At 74.2% G+C, this 24094-nt stretch carries 22 protein-coding genes and 1 tRNA gene; 10 read left to right on the top strand and 13 right to left on the bottom strand.

What is annotated here, in order from left to right:
• Positions 1-218 precede the first annotated feature (218 nt).
• From rsrA to ACH5AR_RS25815, 4 genes are all read right to left on the bottom strand, one after another.
• Entirely contained in the window at positions 219-629 is a 411-nt protein-coding gene (gene rsrA / locus ACH5AR_RS25830; protein WP_396303880.1) for a mycothiol system anti-sigma-R factor, read from the bottom strand.
• A complete protein-coding gene (locus tag ACH5AR_RS25825) occupies positions 626-1276 on the bottom strand; it encodes a sigma-70 family RNA polymerase sigma factor (RefSeq protein WP_049655069.1) in 651 nt (216 codons plus the stop codon). Before ACH5AR_RS25825 ends, rsrA begins: the two co-directional genes overlap by 4 nt.
• A gap of 382 nt (positions 1277-1658) precedes the next feature.
• Entirely contained in the window at positions 1659-2297 is a 639-nt protein-coding gene (locus tag ACH5AR_RS25820) for an alpha/beta family hydrolase (protein WP_396303879.1), read from the bottom strand.
• 24 nt (positions 2298-2321) lie between these two features.
• Positions 2322-3074 (bottom strand): SOS response-associated peptidase, encoded by a 753-nt coding sequence (locus tag ACH5AR_RS25815; protein ID WP_396303878.1) that lies wholly within the window; start codon positions 3072-3074, stop codon positions 2322-2324.
• A 205-nt stretch (positions 3075-3279) separates the two neighbouring features.
• Between ACH5AR_RS25815 and ACH5AR_RS25810 the strand changes: the two genes are divergently transcribed.
• The 5 genes from ACH5AR_RS25810 to hisN all read left to right on the top strand — a co-directional run bounded on the left by ACH5AR_RS25810 (position 3280) and on the right by hisN (position 7751).
• On the top strand, positions 3280-4008 hold the full coding sequence (locus ACH5AR_RS25810) for a M50 family metallopeptidase (protein ID WP_396303877.1): 729 nt from the start codon (positions 3280-3282) through the stop codon (positions 4006-4008).
• A gap of 74 nt (positions 4009-4082) precedes the next feature.
• Entirely contained in the window at positions 4083-5414 is a 1332-nt protein-coding gene (gene aroA, locus ACH5AR_RS25805; RefSeq protein WP_396303876.1) for a 3-phosphoshikimate 1-carboxyvinyltransferase, read from the top strand.
• Positions 5415-5429: 15 nt separating this feature from the next.
• Positions 5430-6482 (top strand): ribosome small subunit-dependent GTPase A, encoded by a 1053-nt coding sequence (gene rsgA / locus ACH5AR_RS25800; protein WP_396303875.1) that lies wholly within the window; start codon positions 5430-5432, stop codon positions 6480-6482.
• A 121-nt stretch (positions 6483-6603) separates the two neighbouring features.
• The gene (locus tag ACH5AR_RS25795) at positions 6604-6927 is read left to right on the top strand and encodes a DMT family transporter (protein ID WP_396303874.1); all 324 of its coding nucleotides are present in this window, start codon (positions 6604-6606) and stop codon (positions 6925-6927) included.
• 26 nt (positions 6928-6953) lie between these two features.
• Entirely contained in the window at positions 6954-7751 is a 798-nt protein-coding gene (gene hisN, locus ACH5AR_RS25790; protein ID WP_396303873.1) for a histidinol-phosphatase, read from the top strand.
• Between the two features lie 103 nt (positions 7752-7854).
• Here hisN and ACH5AR_RS25785 read toward each other — a convergent pair whose 3' ends face one another.
• Positions 7855-9330 (bottom strand): catalase, encoded by a 1476-nt coding sequence (locus tag ACH5AR_RS25785; protein ID WP_396303872.1) that lies wholly within the window; start codon positions 9328-9330, stop codon positions 7855-7857.
• A gap of 104 nt (positions 9331-9434) precedes the next feature.
• Between ACH5AR_RS25785 and ACH5AR_RS25780 the strand changes: the two genes are divergently transcribed.
• Positions 9435-9848: a Fur family transcriptional regulator gene (locus ACH5AR_RS25780; protein WP_396303871.1), complete on the top strand. Its 414-nt coding sequence runs from the start codon at positions 9435-9437 to the stop codon at positions 9846-9848.
• A gap of 27 nt (positions 9849-9875) precedes the next feature.
• Here ACH5AR_RS25780 and ACH5AR_RS25775 read toward each other — a convergent pair whose 3' ends face one another.
• The 3 genes from ACH5AR_RS25775 to ACH5AR_RS25765 all read right to left on the bottom strand — a co-directional run bounded on the left by ACH5AR_RS25775 (position 9876) and on the right by ACH5AR_RS25765 (position 15366).
• The gene (locus tag ACH5AR_RS25775) at positions 9876-11852 is read right to left on the bottom strand and encodes a tetratricopeptide repeat protein (protein ID WP_396303870.1); all 1977 of its coding nucleotides are present in this window, start codon (positions 11850-11852) and stop codon (positions 9876-9878) included.
• Positions 11853-12279: 427 nt separating this feature from the next.
• Positions 12280-12353 (bottom strand) — tRNA-Met (locus ACH5AR_RS25770).
• A 64-nt stretch (positions 12354-12417) separates the two neighbouring features.
• Positions 12418-15366, bottom strand: coding sequence for a UPF0182 family protein (locus tag ACH5AR_RS25765; RefSeq protein WP_396303869.1), 2949 nt, complete (start codon positions 15364-15366; stop codon positions 12418-12420).
• 201 nt (positions 15367-15567) lie between these two features.
• Here ACH5AR_RS25765 and ACH5AR_RS25760 point away from each other — a divergent pair, with 201 nt between their 5' ends.
• The gene (locus ACH5AR_RS25760) at positions 15568-16140 is read left to right on the top strand and encodes a PPA1309 family protein (RefSeq protein ID WP_396303868.1); all 573 of its coding nucleotides are present in this window, start codon (positions 15568-15570) and stop codon (positions 16138-16140) included.
• A gap of 96 nt (positions 16141-16236) precedes the next feature.
• On the opposite strand, the gene ACH5AR_RS25755 is transcribed toward ACH5AR_RS25760, so the two are convergent.
• The 4 genes from ACH5AR_RS25755 to ACH5AR_RS25740 all read right to left on the bottom strand — a co-directional run bounded on the left by ACH5AR_RS25755 (position 16237) and on the right by ACH5AR_RS25740 (position 19489).
• A complete protein-coding gene (locus ACH5AR_RS25755) occupies positions 16237-17346 on the bottom strand; it encodes a PDZ domain-containing protein (RefSeq protein WP_396303867.1) in 1110 nt (369 codons plus the stop codon).
• A gap of 42 nt (positions 17347-17388) precedes the next feature.
• Entirely contained in the window at positions 17389-17562 is a 174-nt protein-coding gene (locus tag ACH5AR_RS25750; protein WP_396303866.1) for a hypothetical protein, read from the bottom strand.
• 219 nt (positions 17563-17781) lie between these two features.
• Positions 17782-18222: a molybdenum cofactor biosynthesis protein MoaE gene (locus ACH5AR_RS25745; RefSeq protein WP_396303865.1), complete on the bottom strand. Its 441-nt coding sequence runs from the start codon at positions 18220-18222 to the stop codon at positions 17782-17784.
• 118 nt (positions 18223-18340) lie between these two features.
• Positions 18341-19489, bottom strand: a complete 1149-nt coding sequence (locus ACH5AR_RS25740; RefSeq protein WP_396303864.1) for an NAD-dependent epimerase/dehydratase family protein — start codon at positions 19487-19489, stop codon at positions 18341-18343.
• Between the two features lie 199 nt (positions 19490-19688).
• On the opposite strand from ACH5AR_RS25740, the gene ACH5AR_RS25735 reads away from it, so the two are divergent.
• A complete protein-coding gene (locus tag ACH5AR_RS25735) occupies positions 19689-21218 on the top strand; it encodes a zinc-dependent metalloprotease (RefSeq protein ID WP_396303863.1) in 1530 nt (509 codons plus the stop codon).
• The gene (locus ACH5AR_RS25730; protein WP_396303862.1) at positions 21215-21808 is read left to right on the top strand and encodes an NUDIX hydrolase; all 594 of its coding nucleotides are present in this window, start codon (positions 21215-21217) and stop codon (positions 21806-21808) included. Before ACH5AR_RS25735 ends, ACH5AR_RS25730 begins: the two co-directional genes overlap by 4 nt.
• Before the next feature lie 126 nt (positions 21809-21934).
• On the opposite strand, the gene ACH5AR_RS25725 is transcribed toward ACH5AR_RS25730, so the two are convergent.
• Positions 21935-22669 carry a M48 family metallopeptidase gene (locus tag ACH5AR_RS25725; RefSeq protein ID WP_396303861.1) on the bottom strand — a complete coding sequence of 245 codons (735 nt, stop codon included), beginning with the start codon at positions 22667-22669 and terminating at the stop codon, positions 21935-21937.
• Between the two features lie 174 nt (positions 22670-22843).
• On the opposite strand from ACH5AR_RS25725, the gene ACH5AR_RS25720 reads away from it, so the two are divergent.
• The gene (locus ACH5AR_RS25720) at positions 22844-24013 is read left to right on the top strand and encodes a ThiF family adenylyltransferase (RefSeq protein ID WP_396303860.1); all 1170 of its coding nucleotides are present in this window, start codon (positions 22844-22846) and stop codon (positions 24011-24013) included.
• Positions 24014-24094: the final 81 nt, after the last annotated feature.

Here is a 24094-nt window from a genome sequence, read left to right as displayed (position 1 = left end):
ACGGGAGCGGCCCCGGGAGCGTGTGCTCCCGGGGCCGCTGCCCTTCTTGTCCGAACCGTCCGACGCGCACCCTCCGGCGGGCGGGCGGGCTACCGCACCCGGCACCCGACCACCCGGCCGGGCACCGTACGGCCGTTCGCCCGCGGAGCCGCCACCGAGCCCGGCCGACGAGCCGTCACCGGACGGGACCGTCCGGCGCCCCCGGGGGCGCCGAAACGTCACTCCACCTGGGCGCCGGCCTCGACGGGGGCTCCGGAGCGCTCGCCCGGCTCCGACCCCGCGCTCTTGCCCGGCCCGGGCGCCGGCCGCGCCGACTCGGCGTGCAACTCCACGGTGGTCTCCACCGAGACCACCAGCTGCTCGCCGGAGCGCTGCCCGGCCCGGATCGAGTCGATCCTGGCCAGCACCTTGCTGCGCAGGTCGGCCGGGGTGTCGTCACACCCGCAGGAGCGCTTGATCAGCGCCTTGATCGCCTGCTCCAGCCCGTACTGCCGCAGGCAGGGCGAGCACTCCTCGAAGTGTTCGCGCAACTTCGCGCAGTCGCCCTCGGGCATCTCGTTGTCGAGGAATTCATAGAGGTGGTCGAGGACCTCGCCACACTCCGTCTCGTGCGGATCGCCGCAGCTCATGAGCCCGAGCCCTTCGCTTCCTGCCCTGCCCCGCTGCCGGCCGGGACGAGCCCGCGCTCACGGGCGTAGTCCTCCAGCATGCCGCGCAGCTGACGGCGGCCGCGGTGCAGCCGGGACATCACCGTACCGATGGGAGTACCCATGATGTCCGCGATCTCCTTGTACGCAAAGCCCTCTACGTCCGCGAGATAGACGGCGATCCGGAATTCCTCCGGGATGGCCTGGAGCGCGTCCTTCACGTCGCTGTCGGGGAGGTGGTCGAGCGCCTGGGTCTCGGCCGAGCGCAGACCGGTCGACATGTGCGACTCGGCCCGGGCCAGCTGCCAGTCCTCGATCTCCTCCGCCGCGGTGCGCTGGGGCTCCCGCTGCTTCTTGCGGTACGAGTTGATGAACGTGTTGGTGAGGATGCGGTACAGCCAGGCCTTGAGGTTCGTGCCCTCGCGGAACTGGTGGAAGGACGCGTACGCCTTGGCGAACGCCTCCTGGAGCAGGTCCTCCGCGTCGGCCGGGTTGCGCGTCATGCGCAGCGCCGCCGAGTACATCGGATCCAGGTAGCCCAGGGCGTCGCGCTCGAAGCGCTCCCGCCGGGCCTCCTCGCTCTCCTCCGCCGACACCCGGTAGGTGTCCTCACCGATCGCCTCGGCCAGCTCCTCACCGGTGAGCGCCTCGCCCGTGGGCAGGGCGTCGCCCGGGCCACGGCCCGGATCGGCCTCGTGCTCGGTCCCGACGACCGGACCCACCTCCTCGGCATGACGGGTACGGCCCACGGTGGGCCGCCCAGAAATGGAGGATATCGGGCTGACGGGCTTCTCGCCCGCGTCGATCCAGTCCGACCACGAGGGGGCGAACGCCGCGGTGGCCTCGCGCTCCTCAGGCCGTTCGGGGCACGCGATCGAACCCATCTGCCCTGCCTCTCACCGGTGACTCGTGCTGACGGACACGACAACCACCCGCCCCCCGCCCGCATTCCCGCCCCGGCCCACCGTTCACTCGTACGCGTGAGCGAGCGGGAGCTCCCCGCTCACGGCCTCACACCAGCCGCAGCACGAAGTCCCCCACCGACGAGCAGATCAGGTCCAGCACCTCCTCCTGCCCCACCGGCGCCCGCTTGGGCACCTCGAAGCCGTGGCTGCCGTACGGCACCGCCACCAGCTCGTGCCCGGCCGGCAGGGGCGGGAACTCGGCCGGCCCGCCGAACGGGTCCGCCGCGCTCTGCACCACCAGCGTCGGCAGCCCCGACTCCAGCAGCTCCCCGGCCCGGCTCTTCTCCGGCTTGCCCGGCGGGTGCAGCGGGAACGCCAGCGCCACCACCCCGACCGCCCCGCTCACCGCGCCCGTCCGGCAGGCCACCCGCGCTCCGGCGCTGCGCCCGCCGACCACCAGCGGCAGCCCCTGCCCGGCCAGCCGCGCGGCCACCGGCCGCCAGGCGGCGTCCAGCGCCGCGGGCGCCGGGCCGAGCTTCTTCCCCGCCACCCGCCAGGGCTGCTCGACCAGCGCGACGGTGATCCCCCGGGCCGGCAGCCGCCCGGCCAGCGCCGCCAGGTCCCGGGCCCCGATCCCGCCGCCCGCGCCGTGGCCGAGCGCCAGCACGGCCGCCGGCCGCTCGGCCCGGTGGTAGCTGATCCGGGCGTCCCCGGCCTCGGTCGGGACCAGTTCGGTGGTGCTCATCGCGGTGCTCCAGGCGGGTTCGGATCAGAACAGGGTGGTCTCGTACTCGTCCTCGGCCCACGGCTCCTTGAGCTCCGGACCGTTGTTGCGGATGCTGCCGACCGCCGGGGAGACCGGCGTGGCCAGCAGCGCGCCCGGCGGCGGGGGCACCAGCAGCGGGCGCAGCCCGTCCGGGTCCGTGCGCCGCGGGTCCAGCCACGCGTCCCAGTCCGCCGGGTCCAGGAACAGCGGCATCCGCTCGTGGATCGGCGCCAGCGCCTCCTCGGCGTCCGTGGTGACGATCGTGAACGTCACCAGCCAGGCCTCCGGGTGGCCGGGCGGCACCGCGCGGTTGCGCCAGAACTCGTACAGCCCGGCCAGCGCCAGCGGGGTGCCGTCCGCCCGGGAGACGAAGTACGGCTTCTTGCGCGCCTTGCCGCGCTCCCCCGGCACCGTCTGCCACTCGTAGTAGCCGTCCACCGGCAGGATGCACCGGCGCGCGGCGAAGGCCTGCCGGTACGAGGGCTTCTCGTGCACCGTGTCGGACCGGGCGTTGATCATCTTCACCGCCGTCTCGGCGGAGTTCGACCACTGCGGCACCAGCCCCCAGCGCAGCACCCGCAGCTGGCGCAGCGGCTGCGGCCGCTCCTTCGCCGGCCGCTCCAGCACCACGAACGCGCTGTCGGTCGGCGCGACGTTCCAGTTCGGGTCGAGGGTCTCCGCGGGATCCCAGTGCTCGACGTCGAACAGCCCGACGATGTCCTCGGGCTTGCTGCTGGCTGCGAACCGACCGCACATGCGGGCCAGCTTGCCATGCCGCCCGCGGCCGGGGCCCGCCCGTCCGTCCACCGGTCCGGCCATCGGCTCATCCGCCCATCCGTCCGTCCGCTCATCCGCCCGCGGAACAGAACCGCCCCCTGCCTCCCGCCCGTCCTCCCGTGGGAGGCTGCCCCGAACGGCCGTACCCGGCGGCCGCGCGGCGAGCGCAGGCGGAGAGGACCCGATGCTGTACGCGAACGACGAGACCCTCGGCGGCCTGTGGAACCAGGTGACGGGCACCCAGGCCGCCCCGCCCGGCTGGCTGGTCCTGGCCACCGGCGCCGCCGCCCTGCTCACCGTCCTGGCACGCCCGCTGTGGCACGTCGCCCGCAACGCCGTCACCATCGCCCACGAGGGCGGCCACGGCCTGGTCGCCCTGGCCACCGGCCGCAAGCTGGCCGGCATCCGGCTGCACTCGGACACCTCCGGGCTCACCCTCTCCTACGGCCGCCCCACCGGCCCCGGCATGGTCCTCACCGCCGCCGCCGGCTACACCGCCCCGGCCCTGCTCGGCCTCGGCTGCGCCGCGCTGCTCGCCGCCGACCGGATCACCCTGCTGCTGTGGCTGGCGATCCTGCTGCTGCTCGCCCTGCTGCTGCGCATCCGCAACGCCTTCGGCTTCCTCACCGTGCTGGTCGCCGGCGGCGCCTTCTTCCTGGTCTCCTGGTTCGGCAGCGCCGAGGTCCAGGCCGGCTTCGCCTACCTCGGCTGCTGGTTCCTGCTCTTCGGCGCCGTCCGCCCCGTCCTGGAGCTCCAGCACCAGCGCCGGATCGGCTGGGCCCGCGACTCCGACGCCGACCAGCTCGCCCGGCTCACCCACGTGCCCGCCCTCGCCTGGGTCGCCGTCTTCCTGCTCGTCGCCCTCGCCTGCCTCGCCCTCGGCGCCGCCTGGCTGCTCCAGCCGCTGTCCTGACACCCGCCGCCCGACCGGGCCCTCCCGTGCGGCCGCCCGCCGAGTCGTTCCCGCACGGCCCCTAGACTTGCCCCATGACCGAGACCCTGTGGCCCGCCCCCGTCGCGACCAGCCCCGTCGACGCCACCGTGACCATCCCCGGCTCCAAGTCGGTCACCAACCGGGCCCTGGTGCTGGCGGCACTCGCCGACGGACCGGGCTGGGTGCGGCGCCCGCTGCGCAGCCGCGACTCCCAGCTGATGGCCGACGGCCTGCGCGCCCTCGGGGTCACCATCGAGGAGAAGGTCAACAACGACTCCGGCGGCATCGGCGGCGGCGAGGCCTGGCGGGTCATCCCCGCCCCCGCGCTGCTCGGCCCCGCCTCGGTCGACGTCGGCAACGCCGGCACCGTGATGCGCTTCCTGCCCCCGCTCGCCGTCCTCGCCGACGGCCCGGTGCACTTCGACGGCGACCCGCGCTGCTACGAGCGCCCCCAGCACGGCGTGATCAACGCCCTGCGCGCGCTCGGCGCCCGGATCGAGGACGGCGGCCGCGGCGCCTTCCCGCTCACCGTGCACGGCACCGGCTCGCTGGACGGCGGCCCGGTCGAGCTGGACGCCTCCTCCTCGTCCCAGTTCGTCTCCGCCCTGCTGCTGTCCGGCGCGCGCTACAACCACGGCATCGAGGTCCGCCACGTCGGCGGCCCGGTCCCCTCGCTGCCGCACATCCGGATGACCGTGGAGATGCTCCGGCTGGCCGGCGCCCAGGTCGACGCCCCCGAGGACGGCGGCGAGAAGGACGTCTGGCGGGTCACCCCCGGCGCCCTGATCGGCCGTGACCTGGTGGTCGAGCCGGACCTCTCCAACGCGGCGCCGTTCTTCGCCGCCGCGCTGGTCACCGGCGGCCGGGTCACCGTGCGGGACTGGCCCAAGCACACCACCCAGCCCGGTGACCAGCTGCGCGAGATCTACACCCGGATGGGTGGCGCCTGCGAGTTCACCGACGAGGGGCTCCAGTTCACCGGCGGCGGCCGGATCCACGGCATCGAGGCCGACCTCCACGACGTCGGCGAGCTCACCCCGGTGATCGCCGCCGTCGCCGCGCTCGCCGACTCCGAGTCCCACCTGTACGGCATCGCCCACCTGCGCCTGCACGAGACCGACCGGCTCGCCGCGCTCGCCAAGGAGATCAACGACCTGGGCGGCGACGTCACCGAGACCGAGGACGGCCTGCGGATCCGCCCGCGCCCGCTGCACGGCGGGATCTTCCACACCTACGAGGACCACCGCCTCGCCACCGCCGCCGCCGTGCTCGGCCTCGCCGTGCCCGGCGTGGACGTCGAGAACGTCGCCACCACCGCCAAGACCCTGCCCGACTTCCCCGGGATGTGGTCCGAGCTGCTCGGCGCAGCGGCGGCGGGCGTCTGAGCGGAGACTGAGCACATGCGCCGCTACGGCAAGGACGCCGACGAGGACGACATCCGCAACCGCCCCGCCCGCCGGGGCTCCCGGCCGCGGACCCGGATCCGGCCCAAGCACGAGGACGCCGCCGAGGCGATGGTGCTGACGGTCGACCGCGGCCGGATCACCTGCCTGGTCGACCCGGGGACGAAGCAGGAGCGCGAGGTCCTCGCCATGAAGGCCCGCGAGCTGGGCCGCAAGGGCGTCGTCGTCGGCGACGTGGTCAACCTGGTCGGCGACCTCTCCGGGGACGCCGACACCCTGGCCCGGATCGTCCGGGTCGAGGAGCGCAGCTCGGTGCTGCGGCGCACCGCGGACGACGACGACCCGTACGAGCGGATCGTCGTCGCCAACGCCGAGCAGCTGGCCATCGTGACCGCGCTGGCCGATCCGGAGCCGCGCCCCCGGCTGATCGACCGCTGCCTGGTGGCGGCGTACGACGCGGGCATGGAGCCGCTGCTGGTGCTCACCAAGTCCGACCTCGCCCCGGCGTCCACGCTGCTGGACTCCTACGCCCCGCTGGGCATCACCTACGTGGTGACCCGCCGCGACGAGCTGGAGACCACCGGCGCCGAGGCCGTCCGCGAACACCTGCGCGGGCTGTCCACGGTGTTCATCGGCCACTCCGGCGTCGGCAAGACCACCCTGGTCAACGCGCTCGTCCCGGACCGCCGGCGGCAGACCGGGCACGTCAACGCCGTCACCGGCCGCGGTCGGCACACCACCGTCTCCGCCCTGGCGCTGCGGCTGCCCCCGCCGCCCGGGGCCAGGCCGGGCTCGAAGCGGGCGCTGGACCCGGGCTGGGTGATCGACACGCCCGGCTTCCGCTCCTTCGGCCTGTCGCACATCGACCCGTCCCGGGTCATCCACGCCTTCCCCGACCTGGAGCCCGGCACGGCGGACTGCCCGCGCGCGTGCAGCCACGACGAGCCGGACTGCGCGCTGGACGCCTGGGTGGCCGACGGCCACGCCGAGGCCGCCCGGCTCTACTCGCTGCGCCGCCTGCTGGCCAGCAAGGAGGGCGAGGCGGACTGAGGCGCCGCCGCCCGCTCCCCGGACCGGTGGCCCGTTCGAGGTGTCGGAGCGCTCCCGGCTGGTGATCATAGGAAAGTCGGGCCGTACCCGGTCCGACCGTCGATCGACAGGGAGGGCACGGATGGCATGGGCCCTGGTGGTCCTGGCCGGCCTGCTGGAGACCGGCTTCGCGATCAACCTCAAGCTCAGCGAGGGCTTCACCAGGCTCTGGCCCACCATCAGCTTCTGCGTGTTCGCCCTCGGCAGCTTCGGCCTGCTCACCCTCTCGCTGAAGAGCCTGCCGGTGGGCCCCGCCTACGCGGTGTGGACGGGCATCGGCGCGGCCGGCACCGCGATCTACGGCATGGTCTTCCTGAACGAGACCAGCTCGGTGCTCAAGCTGGTCTCGATCTCGCTGGTGATCGCCGGCGTCATCGGCCTGCAACTCAGCGGTACGGCCCACTGAGTGGGCACTGAGCTAGGGTTTCGGGCATGGCCGACTACCACGACGACCTCCGACTCGCCCATGTCCTCGCCGACTCGGCCGACTCGGTCACCCTGGAGCGCTTCCGAGCCCTCGACCTGAAGGTCGAGACCAAGCCCGACCTCACCCCGGTGAGCGACGCCGACAAGGCCGCCGAGGAGCTGGTGCGCAGCGTGCTGCAGCGGGCCCGCCCGCGCGACGCCGTCCTCGGCGAGGAGTTCGGGCTCCAGGGCTCGGGCCCGCGCCGCTGGGTGATCGACCCGATCGACGGCACCAAGAACTACATCCGCGGCGTCCCGGTCTGGGCCACCCTGATCGCGCTGCTGGAGGACGGCCCGGACGGCGTCGAGCGCCCGGTGGTCGGCATCGTCTCCGCCCCCGCCCTGCAGCGCCGCTGGTGGGCGGCCAAGGGCCTCGGGGCGTTCGGCGGCCGCAGCCTGGCCAAGGCCTCCCGGCTGCACGTCTCCGGCGTCTCCCGGATCGAGGACGCGTCCTTCTCCTACTCCTCGCTCAGCGGCTGGGAGGAGCGCGGGCGCCTCGACCCGTTCCTGGACCTCACCCGCGCCTGCTGGCGCACCCGCGCGTACGGCGACTTCTGGTCCTACATGATGGTCGCCGAGGGCGCCGTCGACATCGCCGCCGAGCCCGAGCTGTCGCTGTGGGACATGGCGGCCAACTGCATCATCGTCGAGGAGGCCGGCGGCCGGTTCACCGGTCTGGACGGCGTCCCCGGCCCCGGCGGCGCCGACGCCGTCGCCTCCAACGGCCTGCTGCACGAGGAGACGCTGCGCCGGCTCTCGGTCTGACGCGGCGGCAGGCCTGCGCCCCGGCCGCAGGCCGCCGACACGGTTGCAGGCCCTGTGACCGGTGGGAGCCGGTCACAGGGCCTGCCGCTGGTACGGCCCGCCGCTACTTCTTGCGCAGCTCCCGGACCGCCGCTTCCAGCCGCTGCCCGAAGTCGGCGTCGGCCTTGCGGAAGTTGTCGACCGCGCGCTCCACGATGTCCTCGCGGTCCGCGGAGACCTTGGCGATGAAGCCCGACAGGTTGGCGACCAGGCGCTGCTTCTCGTCCTCCGAGAACAGCCGGTAGAGGTCGCCGGCCTGCACGAAGTCGTCGTCCTCGGCGTGCAGGGGCGCGACGTGGTTGCCGGTGAGGCCGTCGACGGCGGTCGCGGCCCACAGCGGGCGGCCGGTCTGCACCGGGCCGCCGAAGCTGTTCGGCTCGTAGTTCTTCTGCCGGCCGTGGCGGCCGTCGTACAGGTGTCCGTCCCGGCTGTTGGTGCGGGCCTCGGTGGCGTGCGGACGGTTCACCGGCAGGTGGTCGGCGTTGATGCCGACCCGGTAGCGGTGGGCGTCGGCGTACGCGAACAGCCGGCCCTGGAGCATCTTGTCCGGGGACGGGCCGATGCCGGGCACGAAGTGCGCGGGGGAGAAGACCGACTGCTCGACCTCGGCGAAGACGTTGTCGGGGTTGCGGTTGAGCTCCAGCTTGCCGATCTCGATCGGCGGGTAGTCGGCGTGCGGCCAGACCTTGGTCAGGTCGAAGGGGTTGAAGCGGTAGGTCGCCGCGTCGGCCGCCGGCATGATCTGGACCTGCACCGTCCAGCTGGGGAACTCGCCGCGCTCGATCGACTCGCGCAGGTCCCGCTGGTGGCTGTCCGGGTCCTCGCCGGCCAGGACGTTGGCCTCGGCCTGGGTGAGGTTGCGGATGCCCTGGTCGGTCTTGAAGTGGTACTTGACCCAGAAGTGCTCGCCGGCCTCGTTCTGCCACTGGTAGGTGTGCGAGCCGTAGCCGTTCATGTGCCGGTACGAGGCCGGGATGCCGCGGTCGCCGAACAGCCAGGTCACCTGGTGGGTTGACTCGGGCGACAGGCCCCAGAAGTCCCAGACGTTGTCCGCCTCCTGGGAGCCGGTGTACGGGTCCCGCTTCTGGGTGTGGATGAAGTCGGGGAACTTGATGGCGTCCCTGATGAAGAACACCGGGGTGTTGTTGCCGACGAGGTCGTAGTTGCCCTCCTCGGTGTAGAACTTCAGCGCGAAGCCGCGCGGGTCGCGCACCGCGTCGGCGGCGCCGAGGTTGCCCGCCACCGTGGAGAACCGCAGGAAGACCTCGGTCTGCTTGCCGACCTCGGACAGGAACGCCGCCCTGGTCCAGGGCGTGACGTCGGCGGTCACCGTGAAGGTGCCGTAGGCTCCGGCGCCGCGGGCGTGCACCACGCGCTCCGGGATCCGCTCCCGGTTGAAGTGCGCGAGCTTCTCGAACAGCAGCTGGTCCTGGATGAGCGCCGGGCCCCCGGCGCCCGCCGTCTCGGTGTTCTGGTTGTCGGCGACGGGGGCCCCCGCCTCCGTGGTCAGGGTCGGGCGCAGCGCGTCCTGGGTCGTCATGGGAGTGCCTCCGCGGTATCCGGTCGTGATGACACGATCCTAACTTGGACTTTGTCCAAGTCAACACTGGAACCAATCCCGGACCGTGACCTACCCTGGAGGGCATGAGCGACCTGCTGGAGAGACTGCGCACCCGCGGCTGGCGGCTGACGGCACAGCGCCGGGTCGTCGCGGAGGTCCTGGCGGGCGAGCACGTCCACCTCACCGCGGACGAGGTGCACGCCCGCGCGGCCTGCCGGCTGCCCGAGATCAGCCGCGCCACCGTCTACAACACGCTCGGCGAGCTCGTCGCCCTCGGGGAGGTCCTGGAGGTCGCCGCCGACGGCCGCGCCAAGCGCTACGACCCCAACGCCCACCGCGCCCACCAGCACCTGATCTGCTCGGGCTGCGGCGCCATCCGCGACGTCCACCCCGACGGCGACCCACTGGCCGCCCTGCCCGCCGCCGAACGCTTCGGCTTCACCGTCACCGCGGCCGAGGTCACCTACCGCGGCCTGTGCCCCGACTGCCGCCCCTGACCGGCCGGCCGGGGCGCGGGCAGGCCGCTACGCGCTCAGTTCGGCGTTCAGCGCGCCCAGCAGCCGGCCGGCCCGCTCCGCCACCTCGGCCGGCCCCGAGTCGATCGCCCGCCGGCACCAGTTCTCCGCCTGCACCGGCTCCCCGCGGCGCAGCGCCAGCAGGGCCAGGCGCAGCGCCGCCCGCCCGTGCCCGGCGTCCGCCGCCCGGGTGTACCAGAGCATCGCCTCGGCCTCGCTGTCCTGCCGGGCCAGCAGCAGCCCCAGGTTGAAGGCGGCACTGCGGCTGCCCGCCTCGGCGGCCCGCCGGTACCAGCTCTCGGCGATCTCCAGCGCCCCGCGCTCGGCCGCCCGCACGCCCATCCGCACCTGCGCCCGGCGGTGCCCGGCGTCGGCCGCCAGCGCGTACCAGTGCTCGGCCTCGGCGTCCGCGTCCCCGCGCCGGTCCAGCAGCGAGGCCAGCCGGAAGGCGCCCTCGGCCGAGCCGCCGGCCGCCGCCTGCCGGTAGCGCTCCAGCGCCCCCGCCACGTTGCCGCGCTGCTCCTGGACGACCGCGAGCTGGAGCGCCGCCTCGCCGTGCCCCTCGGCCGCCGCCCGCGCGTACCACTCCTGGGCCTGCCGCTGCTCGCCGCGCCCGGCGTGCAGCACGCCGAGGTTGAACGCGCCGTCCACGCTGCCGGCCTCGGCCGCCTTGGAGAACCACGGCTGGGCGCCGGACTCGTCCCCGCGCTGGAGCAGCACCACGGCCAGCGCGTTGCAGGCCTCCCGGTGCCCGGCGTACGCGGCCCGGCGGTACCACTGCTCGGCCTGCTGCTCGCGCCCGGTGCCCGCGCAGAGCAGGCCGAGGTTGAAGGCGCCGTTCTGGTCGCCCGCCTCCAGCGCGGCGCGGTACCAGTGCTCGGCCTCGGCGGCCTCGCCGCGGCTCGCGTGCAGCGCCCCCAGCGCGTTGGCGGCGTTGCCGTCCCCGGCCTCGGCGGCCTCCCGCCACCACTCGGCGGCCGCCGCCAGGTCCCCGGAGTCGCGCAGCAGGAAGCCCAGCGAGCAGGCCGCGCGCGGCTCCCCGTTCTGGGCGGCCTGCCGGTACCAGCGGGCCGCCTCCTCCAGCAGCGCCCGATCGGTGCGGGCGCGCTCCTCCAGCAGCACGCCCAGGCGCAGCGCGGCGCGGGCGTGGCTGCGGGCGGCGGCCGTGCGGTACCAGGTCTCGGCGGTCTCCTTGTCCCCGGCGGCCTCGCGCATCCGGGCCAGCCGGTAGGAGGCCTCCCGGTGCCCGGCGTCGGCGGAGACCTTGAACCAGCGCTCGGCGCGCACGTCCCGCCGGTGCTCCATCAGGTCGCCCAGGGCGTAGGCGCCCAGCGGGTGGCCGTGGTCCGCGGCGAAGTGCAGCCAGTACTCGGCGGCCTCCTCCTCGCCCTGGTCGCGCAGTTGCAGCCCGAGCGCGTGCGCGGCCGGCGCGCTGCCGGCCACCGCGGCCTGGCGCCACCACTGGCCGGCCTCCTCGCGGTGGCCCTGCTGGTGCAGCAGCACGCCGAGGTTGTTGGCGGCCGCGCGCAGCCCGGCGGCCGCGGCGGTGCGCAGGTAGGGCTCGGCGTCCTCCAGCTCGCCGCGGCGCAGCAGCAGGGTGCCCAGCCGGCAGGCGGCGTCCGGGTCGCCGTCGTCGGCGGCCTGCCGGTGGCGGGCCTCCAGCGCGGCGGACTCGCGGGCGGCGAGGGCGGTCTCGAAGCTGGTCGAGTCCAGGCCGGCCGGGTCGAGCGCGGCACCGGCGGCCGGCTCCCCGTCGGATTGCTCCCCGTACGCGCCGACGGCGGCGGCGAACTGGCGGGTCGGCACGTGGACGAGGCTGTCGGGCCCGTAGCCCGGGGCCGGGGGGCGGTCGGACAGTTCGCTGGTGCGCTGGGCGGGCAGGGCTCCGGGACGGCTGGCGGTGCGCTCGGCGCTCTCCGCCCAGGCGTCGGTGTCCGCCTCGGCTGCCGCCGCGGACCTGGCGCCTGACTTGCCGATCAGCCTCATGCCGACTCCCGCTCCCCCAGAGTGTCGCGGCATCGTGCCCCGGCCTGCGGCCGGGGGGACTGCCAGGAGAGGCGCCGGACCCGACGGCCGGTCAGCGGCCGTGCACCGTCCCCCATGTGTCCCATCGTCGCATCACCCAGTACCCGCGTACACCTGCCCCGGCCGAAATCCGGCGGGGCCGACCCGAAGCCGACGAAACTGCTTCGGCGCTTTGTCGATTTCCCGACACTTCGACCTCACAAACCCCGCTGCCGTCCTCCTTGGCGACGGTCGATAGTACCGGAGCGGTTCCTGCCGCTTCCGTGGCGAGAGACGGCGCGGCGGGACGGGCCCGCGGGGGACGGCGGGGCGGGGAGCGGCCCGGCGGGGAACGGTCCGCGAAACACCGGAGGCCCGGAGGAAGAATCCTCCGGGCCTCCGGCCTTTGTAGCGGGGACAGGATTTGAACCTGCGACCTCTGGGTTATGAGCCCAGCGAGCTACCGAGCTGCTCCACCCCGCGTCGGTGGTCAAACCATAGCACGGTCGCGGGGTGGAGCGGAAAACGGTTGCCGCAGCTCAGCGGGCTACGGCTGCGGGCCGGGCGATCCGCCGCCGGTGGCGCCCGGGGCGGGCGTGCCGGACGGGGCGGGCGCCGGGCTGCCGCCGCGGGCCGCCTCGGCGGCCTTCAGGGCGTCGCCGAGCGCCTTCTGGGCGTTGCCGTAGGCCACCCAGTCGCCGTTCTTGAACGCGGTCTGGCTGTCGTTGTACGCCTTCTCCGCGTCCGAGAGCGCCTTCGACAGCTCGGGCGAGATCGTCGCGCCCGGCGCCGGCGTGGTGGGCGTCGTCGGGGCCGTCCCGGTGCCCGGGTTGGAGGGCACGGTCGGGGTGGTCGACGGGGGCGCCCCGCCGAACACCTTCTTCAGCGCGGCCTCCAGGGTGTCCTCGAACGCCACGTTGTCGTCCCCGTACACCGCCAGGACCTTCTGCATCGTCGGGTACTTGGCACCGCGGCCGCGCACGTACACCGGCTCGATGTTGAGCAGTCCGCCGCCGACCGGCAGGGTCAGCAGGTTGCCGTACTCCAGCTCGGCGTCGCCGCCGCTCTTCAGCGCGAAGATCTGCTGGGCCACCTCCTGCCGGGAGTTGAACTTCGACTGCACCAGCCCGGGGCCGGGCGCGCCGCTCTCACCGGTCATCTTCAGGATGCGGATCTTCCCGTAGTCGTCCCCCGGGTCCGCGTTGACGGCCATGAACGCCGCCAGGTTGGGCCGCCCGTTGGGCACGAAGGTACTGGTCAGCGAGAAGCTCGCGGCGCTGGTGTCCGGCATCCGCACCGTCACGTAGTACGGCGGCTGGACCTGCTTGGTGTCGCTGGTCGGGTCCACCGGGGTCTGCCAGATGTCACTGCCGTTGAAGAACGAGTTGGCGTCGGTGACGTGGTACTGGCCGAGCAGGTCGCGCTGCACCTTGAACATGTCCTGCGGGTAGCGCAGGTGCGGCAGCAGCGTCTGCGGGATGTCCGCCTTCGGCTCCACGGTGCCCGGGAAGGCCTTCATCCAGGTCTTCAGCACCGGGTCCTTCTCGTCCCACTGGTAGAGCTTCACCTCGCCGGTGTAGGCGTCCACCGTGGCCTTGACCGAGTTGCGGATGTAGTTGACCTGGTTGGCGGCGGTCAGCAGCTCACCGCGCTGGTTGGTCAGCGAGTCCTTGGTGGCGGTGCCCAGCGTCGTCTTCGAGGAGAACGGGAAGCCGTCCGAGGTGGTGTAGCCGTCCAGCACCCACAGCACCCGGCCGTCCTGCACCACCGGGTACGGGTCGGCGTCGATCGACAGCCACGGCGCGACCTTCTCCACCCGCTCCTTCGGCGTCCGGTTGTAGATCACCTTGGCGCCGTCGCTGATCGCCCCCGCGTAGAGGATCTGCGGCTCGGCGAAGCGCACCGCATACGCGGCCCGGGTCAGCGGGTTGTCCAGCGAGACACCGCTGCCGCCGGTGTAGGTGTACTCGGCGTTCTGGCCGGTCTTGGGATCGGTGTAGTCGATCTCCTTGTTCGCGCCGCCGACGATCGAGTAGGTGGTGGTCTTCTCGCCGTAGTAGATCCGCTGCTGGTAGTCGCCCAGCGTGCCGGTGGCCGGCAGGCCCGACTCGGTGAACACCGGCTGGCCCTTGTCGTCCACCTGGTTGCCCTTGGCGACGACCGCGCCGTAGCCGTGGGTGTACTTGAAGTGGTCGTTGATCCAGTTGCGCTGCACGCCGTTGAGATCCAGCTCGCGCAGGCCGATCACGCTGTCCTGCTTGTCCTGCCCGCTGCCGTAGCGGTCCACGTCCAGCGTGCTCGGGAAGGCGTAGTAGTTGCGCTGCTGCTCCAGCGACTGGAACGCCGGCGAGACGACGTTCGGGTCCAGCAGCCGGATGTCCCCGACGGTCTGCGCGTCCGGCTTGAGCGCCTCCGCGTTGGTGGTGCCCTGCGGGCTGTACGGGGTGGTCTGCGCGTCCGCGATCCCGTACGCCTGGCGGGTGGCGTCGATGTTCTTCTGGATGTACGGCGTCTCCTTGGCCTGCTCGTTCGGCTTGACCTGGAACTGCTGCACGATCGCCGGGTACAGCCCGCCGATCAGCACCGCCGACAGCACCATCAGCCCCAGGCCGATCAGGGCCGGGGCCCAGGTGCGCCGGATCGGGGTCAGGAAGAACAGCACCGCGCAGATGATCGCGACGAAGAACAGGATGGTCTTGGCCGGCAGGAAGGCGTTCGCGTCCACGTAGCGCAGGCCGGTCCAGCCGGAGACGCCCTTGTACGAGCCGGTCTTCACCGCCAGCGCGTACCGGTCCAGCCAGTACGCGACGGCCTTCAGCAGCACGAACACGCCCAGCAGCACCGCGAGGTGCCCCTGCGCGCCCGTGCTCACCCGGCGGCCCGGGCCCTGGAGGCGCAGCCCGCCGTAGAGGTAGTGCACCAGCGCCGAGGTCAGCAGCGAGACGATCACCGCGCTGAACGCGAAGCCCAGCACGAACTCGTAGAACGGCAGGTCGAAGGCGTAGAACGAGACGTCCATGCCGAACTGCGAGTCCTTCTCACCGAAGGAGGTCGCGTTCGTCCACATCAGCCAGGTCCGCCACTGCCCGGAGGCCGCGGCGCCGGCCACCAGGCCGATCACCAGCGAGACGCCGATCAGCGCCCAACGCTTGAACGGCGCCAGGCCGGCCCGGTAGCGGTCCAGGCTCTGCTGCTCCACCGACATCGCCGACAGCGGCGGCCGCAGCCGGTGCGCCAGCCAGAGGTTGAAGCCGACGATCACCGCCATCAGCAGGCCGAACACGGCGAACAGGCCGACCTTCGTCCACAGCTGGGTGGTGAACACCGAGGAGAAGCGCACCGACCTGAACCACAGCCAGTCCGTCCAGAACCCCGCGAACATCACGAACAGCAGGAAGAGCACCGCGAGCACGCCCAGGGTCAGCAGGGCCACCCGCGCCCGCCGGGAGGGCGGGCCTACCCTGCGCCGGAAACCCGGCCCTGAGCGTTCGGGCATCTGGAAGACCACGGTGGCACCTCGGCTGTGTCGTCTGAATGGGGTCGGTCGTCAGGGAAACTTAACCAGGCTTCGGCCGAGTTCCCACCGTTAGCAGACGGTTACGACGCCCGCCCACCGCCGGCCGTCCCCGCCGCGGCTGCCGAGGCCGCCCGCGGCCGTCCGGTGAGCGCGCCCCGCCCGGCGTGTGAGGATTGAGGCATGTCCGACGCGTCTGATCTGAACAACTCCCCCGACGACGTCTCCAAGCTCCCGGCCGCCACCCCGCTGACCCGGGCCGCGCTGGAGATCGACGAGTACGCCGCCACCCTCGGCTGGGACCTCCCGGCCCGGCTGTTCGCCCTGGTGGACAGCGCCGCCCTGCGCAAGGCCGACCCGAAGATCGCCAAGCAGCTCGGCCTGGCCGAGGGCGACGAGGCCGGCCTGACCCCGATCGAGCAGGACGAGCTGCCGGCCGGCATGGAGCTCGACAAGTTCCTCGGCACCATCGCCTGGCCCGACGCCGTGGCGGGCTGCGCCCTGGTCGTCGAGCGCCTGATGCTGCCCCCGGGCGCCGAGCAGTCCCGCCCGCGCGGCGCCTCCGACGCCCAGCTCACCGAGTGGGTGGCCAACCACCCCCAGCGCGAGGAGGTGCGGATCACCGCCGCGGTGCTCCGCGACGGCAAGAAGGAGATCGCGCTGCGGCTGCGCTCCAAGGACGTCGCCCGCGAGGTGCTGACCGGCCCGGACCTGGTGCCCGGCCTGACCGACGCGCTGCTGGCGACCTTCGCCTGACGCCTGCGGGCGGCCGCCCCGGCGGCTGCCCGGCAGGTCCGGCGGCTGCCCGGCGGGTCCGCCCCGGTGGGCCGCTCCCGCGGTCCGTCCCCGTGGCTACCCGGCCGCGCAGGACGGCAGGGCGCCGGTCTGCCCGGAGCGGACCAGCTCCAGCGACTTCAGCGCGCCGTCCAGCGTGTCCGCCTTGATCAGGGTCAGCCCGGAGGGCGTGTTCTTGCTCGCCTCGGCGCAGTTCGAGGACGGGGTGAAGAAGTACTCGGCCCCGGCGTCCCGGGCGGCGATCAGCTTCATCGAGATGCCGCCGATCGGGCCGACCTTGCCGTCGTCGTCGATCGTCCCGGTGCCGGCCACGAACCTGCCGCCGGTGAGGTCCCCGCCCGGGGTGAGCTTGTCGATGATGCCCAGCGAGAACATCAGGCCGGCGCTCGGGCCGCCGACATCCTGGAGGCCGATGTCGATCTGGAACGGGTAGGTGTGCCGGATCCCGGTGCCGATGCCCACCACCGCGAGCCCGGCCCGCTCGGCGGGGGCGCTCGGGTCCAGGTCCTTGGCCCGTACGGTCGGGACGGTGACGTCCGTCTTCCCGCCCGGCGCGGCGGCACCGTTGGCGTCCTTGACCCGCGGCACGACGGTGAAGACCACCGACTCGCCCGGCTTGTGCCTGGTGACGGCCGCGGCCACCTGGTCGACCGCGCCGACCGGCGTGCCGTCCACCGCCACGATCTGGTCGCCCGCGTGCAGCCGGCCCTCGGCCGGGGCGCCCGCGGTGACCGACTTCACGATCAGCTCGCTGCCGACCGGGACGCCCAGCTGCTTGAGGGCCGCGGTGCGGGCGCTGTCCTCGGAGGAGGCGAACTCCTCCGCGTTCTGCTTCTTGGCGTCCGCGTCCGACTGCCCCTTGGGGTAGACGTTGTCGTGCGGCACCACCAGCACGTCGTCCCGCAGCCAGCCGACCACCGCGTTGACCAGGCTGGGCTCGTACTTCGCCCCGGTGACCTGCACGGTGGTCATGTTGAGGTGCCCGGTCGTCGGGTACGACTCGTGCCCGCTGATGCTGATCACCGGCTTGCCGCCCTGGTTGCCGAGCGTGTTGTACGTCGGCCCCGGGCTCATCTCCGTGTACGGAACCTTCATCAGCACCGAGACGCAGAGCAGCGCTATGAGCAGCAGGGTGGCAGCGAGCATCGTCGCGGAGCGGCGTGGCATGCCTCGACAGTACGGGACGGGCCTGAACGGACGCCCGCCGGGCTACCTGCCTGAGCCCTCGCCGGGAGTGGCCGCACCGGCGGTGGTGCGCTCCATCGCGGCCATGAAACGCCGGTGCTCGGCGAGTGAGGCGGGGTCACCGGTGGCCCGCGGGGCCCGCTGGGCCCACCCCGCCCAGAGGGCGGCGACCAGGACGGCGACAACCGGAATGATCAACCAGGCGAGCACACCCATGTCAGCACTCCCAGCTCGTCGTGTCTATGAGCAGATTAACCACTCCGGCGGACAACGCGGCCGACGCCGTCCGGGTTACGGGGCGGCCGATCGGCTCACTTCCAGGGAGTATCCGGAGCAGCGTCACGGACCCGTTGGAGTGAGGGCGCGGCGCGCCTGCCCCGACGGACGCACGGGGTGTGCCGCCCGGTTCCGCGGCTCTCAGCAGCCGCCGGCGCCGACCCACTCCTCCGCGCCGTCGGAGAAGACCTGGTGCTTCCAGATCGGCACCTCGTGCTTGAGGTCGTCGATCAGCCGGCGCGCGGCCGCGAAGGCCTCGCCGCGGTGGGCGCAGGAGACCGCGACGATCACGGCCTTGTCGGTGATCTCCAGCCGGCCCACCCGGTGGACCGCGGCGAGCGCCCGGACCGGGAACTCCGCGACCACCTTCTCGGCGATCCGGCGCATCTCCCGCTCGGCGGTGGGGTGGCAGCTGTACTCCAGCACCGAGACCGGCTTGCCGCCGTCGTGGTCCCGGACCGTCCCGACGAAGACGGTGGTGCCGCCGGCCGCGTCGTCGCCGACCGCCTCGTACACCTCGTCCAGCGAGAGCGGGGTCTCGCGGATGGCGAGCAGGCGGATGGGGTCGTGGTTGTCGGACATGACCCCATGATTCCCCATCCGGCACGGTGCGCGGCAAGCCCTTTCCGCTTCACGGTTCCGGAATTTCGCATCGTGAGAAGAGACGCCGTGCGGCGGCCGACCGGTCGCAACCGGCGGATCAGAACCGGCGCCGCTTGCGGGCCCGGCGCACCAGCGCCGCCGTACCCACCAGGGCCACCGTCGCCCCGGCCGCCCCCAGGCTGGTCGCCGCCTCCTTGCCGCCCAGCCGCCGCCCGGCCACCGCGTGCTTGCCGGACACCTGCTCCAGCAGCTCGGCCAGCACCTGCTCGTTGGTGTGCGCCGGGCGCCAGCCCGCCTCGTGCAGCCGACTGCCGGACACCACCCACGGGTACATGGTGTACGCGAGGTCCCCCGCCGGAGCCGGGGTCAGGCCCAGCCGGTGCAGCCGGGCGGCCGTGCCCAGCGCCAGCGAGGCGGGCAGCTCCATCCGCCGGATCCCGGACAGCCGCTCCACGTCCTCCTGCTCCAGCCAGCCGTCGCAGCCGACCGTCACCTCGCCCTCGACCAGGCCCAGCGCCGCGTACTCCAGCGCCGCCGCCAGGTCCTCCACGTGGCAGAACTGCCAGCACGGCCGGGAGCCGGCCACCACCAGCAGCCGGGGCGCCTCGAAGTGCCGGGTCAGCACGGTGTCCACGCCGGGGCCCACCACCACGGCCGGGCGCAGCACCGTCACCTGGAGGCCCGGGTGGGCGCGCGGCGCCCGGCGGGCCAGCCGCTCGATCTCCAGCAGGTCCCCGACCAGCGAGGCCTCCTCGGTGGCCCGCAGTTCGGAGTCCTCGGCCAGCGGCACCTCGTTGTCGGCCAGCGCGCCGTAGACCATCGCCGAGGTGCACAGCACCACCCGGTGCACCCCGGCGGCCGCGGCCGCGGTCAGCACCGTCTGGGCGCCGCGCACGTTGTAGGCGCTGCGGGCCCGGGCGTCGGACTCCATCCCGAAGTCCATCGCCAGGTGCACCACCACGTCGACCCCGGCCAGCCGCTCGGCCACCGCCGGGTCGCGCACGTCGAGCACCCGCCACTGCACGCCCGGCACGTCCCCGCGCCGGTCGTCCACCGCCAGGACCCTGCGCACGTGCGGGGAGGCCACCAGCCGGGCGGCCACCCGCTCGCCCAGCACCCCCGCCGCGCCCGTGACCGCCACGGTCAGCGGCCGTCCGCCGTAGGCTGGAGGCGGCGACGCCGTGGTGTCCGGGGCGTCCTCTCCTCCGGTCAGCCCAGAGCGAACGTCCGAAGGCGGGGAACTCACCGGCCATCCTCCACGGTTAGCTTTATGTGCGTACGGACGTGTGTCACGTACGTCCATCCTGCCCGAGGCGAAGGCCCGGCGGTGCACCCGGCGCGGGCCTGCCGCGCGGGAGCCGCCCCCGAGTCCCCCACTCCGCCGCCGTCCCGGGCGCAGACTTTCCCGCCACACCCGCATGACGGCCGACCGGATCGAGGACCCCGTGAGCGACCTTCCCTTCGGATTCGGCGTTCCGCCCGAGGAGCCCGAGGACGGCAAGGCCAAGCCCGACGACGCGCAGCAGAAGAAGGACCAGGACCAGCCGGGCAGCGGCCCGCAGCCCTTCGGCTTCGGGGCCGGCAACCCCTTCGGCGCGATGTTCGGCATGCCCGGTGCCCCCGGCGGCGGGGCCGACAACCCCTTCGCCGCGATGTTCGGCGGCATGAACCCGGGCGACCTCGGCGCCGCGTTCCAGCAGCTCGGCCAGATGCTCTCGTTCGAGGGCGGCCCGGTGAACTGGGACCTCGCCAAGAACATCGCGCGTCAGACCGTCGTCGCCGAGCCCGCCGAGGGCAAGAGCAAGGACCGCTCGGTCAGCGCGGCCGAGCGCTCCGCCGTCGCCGAGGCCGTCCGCCTGGCCGACCTGTGGCTCGACGGCTCCACCGAGTTCCCCTCCGGCGCCGGCACCGCCGTCGCCTGGAGCCGCGCCGAGTGGATCGAGGCCACCCTCCCGGTCTGGAAGGACCTGGTGGACCCGGTCGCCGAGCGGGTCGGCAACGCCATGGGCGGCGTCCTGCCCGAGGAGATGCAGGCCATGGCCGGCCCGCTGATGGGCGTGATGCGCTCGATGGGCGGCGCCATGTTCGGCACCCAGATCGGCCAGGCGCTCGGCGCGCTGGCCGGCGAGGTGGTCGGCTCGACCGACGTCGGCCTGCCGCTCGCCCCGGCCGGCCGGGCCGCGCTGCTGCCGCAGAACGTCGCCGAGTTCGGCGAGGGCCTGAGCGTGCCCGCCGACGAGGTCCGGCTCTACCTCGCCCTGCGCGAGGCCGCCCACCAGCGGCTCTTCGCCCACGTGCCGTGGCTGCGGGCCCACCTGCTGGGCGCCGTCGAGGCCTACGCCCGCGGCATCAAGGTCGACGCCTCCCGGATGGAGGAGCTGGTCGGCCAGCTCGACCCGAGCAACCCGGAGGCGCTCCAGGAGGCCCTGGCCGGCGGCCTGCTCCAGCCCGAGGACACCCCCGAGCAGAAGGCCGCGCTCGCCCGCCTGGAGACGGCGCTCGCGCTGGTCGAGGGCTGGGTCGACGCCGTCGTGCACGCCGCCGCGGAGCCGCACCTGCCGCAGGCCGGCGCACTGCGCGAGACCGTCCGCCGCCGCCGCGCGGCCGGTGGGCCCGCCGAGCAGACCTTCGCCACCCTGGTCGGCCTGGAGCTGCGCCCGCGCCGCCTGCGCGACGCCTCCCGGCTCTGGGCGCTGCTCGCCGACGCCCGCGGCATCGAGGGCCGTGACGCGCTCTGGGAGCACCCGGACATGCTGCCCACCGCCGCCGACCTGGACGACCCGGACGCCTTCGTCCACCGGGGCACCGGCGACGACCTGGCGGGCGGCCTCGACTTCGACGCGATCGACAAGCTGCTCGGCGAGGCCGCGGCCGGCAAGCCCGACCTCGGCAAGAAGCCCGGCCCCGGCACGGAGGGCGAGCAGCCGGGGAGCGACGAGGACGGCACCAACGGGAAGGGCGAGCCCACCGCATGACGGCCACCGAGACGCCCGCCGCCGCCACCGGCCTGCACGCGGACGCCGTCCGCACCCTGGCCGGGTGGCGGCCCGCCGACCCGGACCAGGAGCGGCTGCGGCTCGACTACCTGGAGCACCTCGCCGACCGGCCGGACGGCCTGTACCGCTCCTGCCTGCCCGCGCACATCACCGCCAGCGCGGCGGTCGTCGACCCGCACGCCGGGCGGGTGCTGCTGACCCTGCACCCGAAGGTCGGCATGTGGCTCCAGATGGGCGGGCACTGCGAGCCGGGCGACCGCGACCTCGCCTCGGCCGCGCTGCGCGAGGCCGTCGAGGAGTCCGGCATCCCGGACCTGGTGCTGCTGGAGAGCGGCGGCGCCCCGGTGCCGGCCAAGCTGGACCGGCACCTGGTGCGCTGCACCGGCAAGGACCGGCCGGAGAACACCCACCTGGACGTCCAGTACATCGCGCTGGCCCCGGCCGGCGCCCAGGCCCTGATCAGCGAGGAGTCGCTGGACCTGCGCTGGTTCGACTACGACCGGCTGCCGGAGCTCACCGACCACTCGGTGCGCGACCTGGTGGCCCGGGCCCGGCAGCTGACCGGCTGAGGTGAGGCACCCGGAAGGGGGCGCCGGCCGTAGCGGCCCGCGCCCCCTTCCGCCGTTGCTCCGGTCGGTACGGGCCGGGAGCCGGCCCCGGAGCGCCCCCGGACGCGGGACGCCAGGGGCGCGGCCTCAGCCGCAGGAGGCCGCCGGATCCGGCCCGGACGGGCCCCGGCCCGCGTGCCGTGCGCCGGGGATGTGCGGCAGCCGGGCCGCGGAGACCACGCCCTCCAGGTAGCCGCGGGCCCGCTCGGTCCGCGGGTAGGCCTCCAACAGGGCCCAGAAGGCCGGGCCGTGGTCCGGCACCAGCAGGTGCGCCAGTTCGTGCAGCAGCACGTAGTCCAGCACGTACTCGGGCATGCCCTGGAGGCGGTGGGAGAGGCGGATCGTGCCCTCGCTGGGGGTGCAGGAGCCCCAGCGGGAGTTCTGGTTGGTGACCCAGCGGACCTGGCGGGGCCGGGCGCGGCCGTCCAGGTAGGCGGCCGAGAGGTCACGGGCCCGGGCCATCAGGGCCTCGTCCCCGGGGATCCGCCGGGACTCCTGGGCGGCGAGCTTCTCCAGCATCTGCGCGACCCAGCGCTGCTCCTCGGCGTGCGACATCCGGGCCGGGATCAGCACGACGGTGCGGTCGCCCTCGCGGTAGGCGGAGACGGTGCGGCTGCGGCGGGCGCTGCGGCGCACCTCGACCCGGCCGCGGTCGTGCGCCTCGGGGGCCGCGCCGCCGACGGGCGGCGGCTGCGGGGCCGGCCTCGGCTGCTGCCGCTGGTCCGGCCGCCCGCGCGTGGTCGGCGCCGCGGTCTGCGATCCGGACGCCGCAGGGGCACGCCGACGCGACGCCGGTGGATGGGAGTCCCGCTCGGCTGCCATGGCACACGACGTTACCCGGTAGCACGGACAGAAGTCCGCTGCCGTGGCCGGAATCTTTCATGGAGCGGTCGGGAACGAAAAGCCGACGGGGGGTGTCCGGAAAGCGACACCGGAGAGGATGGGCAGTTATCCACAGGGCATGCGAACGGATCGCCCGACCATATGCACAGGCCTGTGGACAACCGCGCGCACGAGGTCGGCGTGATGGGGCAGGCTGCGGTCGGCCGTCCGGAAACGATCGGAAGGGAGACCGTCGTGCGCCTCGCCCTCAAACCCGCGCTGTCCCGCAGCTGGCGGGACTCGGAGACCTTGCAGTTCGGCACCGTCACCCGGTTCGCCGGGGTGCTCGGCAACGCCGACCAGACCCTCTGCGACTTCCTCGCACTGCTCGACGGGACGCGCGAGCGGCCGGAGCTGCTGGACGAGGGCGAACGCATCGGGCTCGGCCGCGAACCGGCCGCCACCCTGCTCGACGGCCTGGCGGAGACCGGCCTGCTGGACGACGCGGAGGCCGGCCGCCGCGCGCTGGCCCGCTTCCCCGCGCCGCAGCAGGGCCTGCTCGGGCCGGACCTCGCCTCGCTCTCCCTGGTCCACTCCGGGCCGGGCGCCGGCCCGGCCGTCCTCGGCCGCCGGGCCGACGCGCGGATCGAGGTGCGCGGCGCGGGCCGGGTCGGGGCCGCCGTGGCGGCGGTGCTCGCCGCGGGCGGCACCGGCAGCGTCACGGTGGCGGACGCCGGCCGGGTGCGGCCCGGCGACTGCTCCCCCGCCGGGCTGCCGCCCGGGGACGTCGGGCGGCTGCGCTCGACGGCGGCCCGGGAGGCGGTGCTGCGCGCCTCGGGGCGGCCGCCGGCACCCGCGCCCAGGCGTCGGCCCGGGGCCCCGCCACCGGACTTCGTGGTCCTCGCGCCCCGGGACGGCAGCGCCGCCTTCGCGGGCGGGACGTACGAGGCCCGGCTGCTGCTGCGGGCCGGGGTGCCGCACCTGTACGTGGGCGTGGTCGAGGAGTTCGGCGTCGTCGGGCCGCTGGTGGTCCCCGGGGTGTCGGCCTGCGGGCACTGCCTGGTGCTGCGGCGGGAGGACGAGGACGCGGCCTGGCCGCGGGTGCTGGCGCAGCTGGCCGACGGCGGGCCGGGCCGGGCCCGCACCCCGGCCTGCGACACGGCGCTCGCCACCGCGGTGGCCGGGCTGGCGGCGCTGCACGTCCAGGTGTTCCTGGACGGCGGGCGCCCGCCGAGCGTGGACGGCTGGTGCGAGCTCTCGGCCGGGGACGGCATGCCCCGGCGGCTGCGGCTGCGCGGGCACCCGGACTGCGGGTGCCTCTGGCAGCCGCTGCCCCCGGGGTGAGGGCCCGGGGGCCCGACTCCCCGCCCCGCCCCACGGAATTCCGAGGGGCACGCAGCGGGGAGCGGGCACAATGGCGTAGAG

Origin of the sequence: Kitasatospora sp. NPDC018619, assembly GCF_044391605.1 — a bacterium.
Taxonomy (GTDB): Bacteria; Actinomycetota; Actinomycetes; order Streptomycetales; family Streptomycetaceae; genus Kitasatospora.
This window is presented reverse-complemented; position numbering and strand designations above follow the sequence as displayed.

Excerpts from the sequence above, each read along its gene's own strand:
- rsrA (WP_396303880.1), bottom strand. The coding sequence starts at position 629 with ATGAGCTGCGGCGATCCGCACGAGACGGAGTGTGGCGAGGTCCTCGAC.
- ACH5AR_RS25820 (WP_396303879.1), bottom strand. The coding sequence starts at position 2,297 with ATGAGCACCACCGAACTGGTCCCGACCGAGGCCGGGGACGCCCGGATC.
- ACH5AR_RS25815 (WP_396303878.1), bottom strand. The coding sequence starts at position 3,074 with ATGTGCGGTCGGTTCGCAGCCAGCAGCAAGCCCGAGGACATCGTCGGG.
- ACH5AR_RS25810 (WP_396303877.1), top strand. The coding sequence starts at position 3,280 with ATGCTGTACGCGAACGACGAGACCCTCGGCGGCCTGTGGAACCAGGTG.
- aroA (WP_396303876.1), top strand. The coding sequence starts at position 4,083 with ATGACCGAGACCCTGTGGCCCGCCCCCGTCGCGACCAGCCCCGTCGAC.
- rsgA (WP_396303875.1), top strand. The coding sequence starts at position 5,430 with ATGCGCCGCTACGGCAAGGACGCCGACGAGGACGACATCCGCAACCGC.
- ACH5AR_RS25795 (WP_396303874.1), top strand. The coding sequence starts at position 6,604 with ATGGCATGGGCCCTGGTGGTCCTGGCCGGCCTGCTGGAGACCGGCTTC.
- hisN (WP_396303873.1), top strand. The coding sequence starts at position 6,954 with ATGGCCGACTACCACGACGACCTCCGACTCGCCCATGTCCTCGCCGAC.
- ACH5AR_RS25785 (WP_396303872.1), bottom strand. The coding sequence starts at position 9,330 with ATGACGACCCAGGACGCGCTGCGCCCGACCCTGACCACGGAGGCGGGG.
- ACH5AR_RS25780 (WP_396303871.1), top strand. The coding sequence starts at position 9,435 with ATGAGCGACCTGCTGGAGAGACTGCGCACCCGCGGCTGGCGGCTGACG.
- ACH5AR_RS25775 (WP_396303870.1), bottom strand. The coding sequence starts at position 11,852 with ATGAGGCTGATCGGCAAGTCAGGCGCCAGGTCCGCGGCGGCAGCCGAG.
- ACH5AR_RS25765 (WP_396303869.1), bottom strand. The coding sequence starts at position 15,366 with ATGCCCGAACGCTCAGGGCCGGGTTTCCGGCGCAGGGTAGGCCCGCCC.
- ACH5AR_RS25760 (WP_396303868.1), top strand. The coding sequence starts at position 15,568 with ATGTCCGACGCGTCTGATCTGAACAACTCCCCCGACGACGTCTCCAAG.
- ACH5AR_RS25755 (WP_396303867.1), bottom strand. The coding sequence starts at position 17,346 with ATGCCACGCCGCTCCGCGACGATGCTCGCTGCCACCCTGCTGCTCATA.
- ACH5AR_RS25745 (WP_396303865.1), bottom strand. The coding sequence starts at position 18,222 with ATGTCCGACAACCACGACCCCATCCGCCTGCTCGCCATCCGCGAGACC.
- ACH5AR_RS25730 (WP_396303862.1), top strand. The coding sequence starts at position 21,215 with ATGACGGCCACCGAGACGCCCGCCGCCGCCACCGGCCTGCACGCGGAC.
- ACH5AR_RS25725 (WP_396303861.1), bottom strand. The coding sequence starts at position 22,669 with ATGGCAGCCGAGCGGGACTCCCATCCACCGGCGTCGCGTCGGCGTGCC.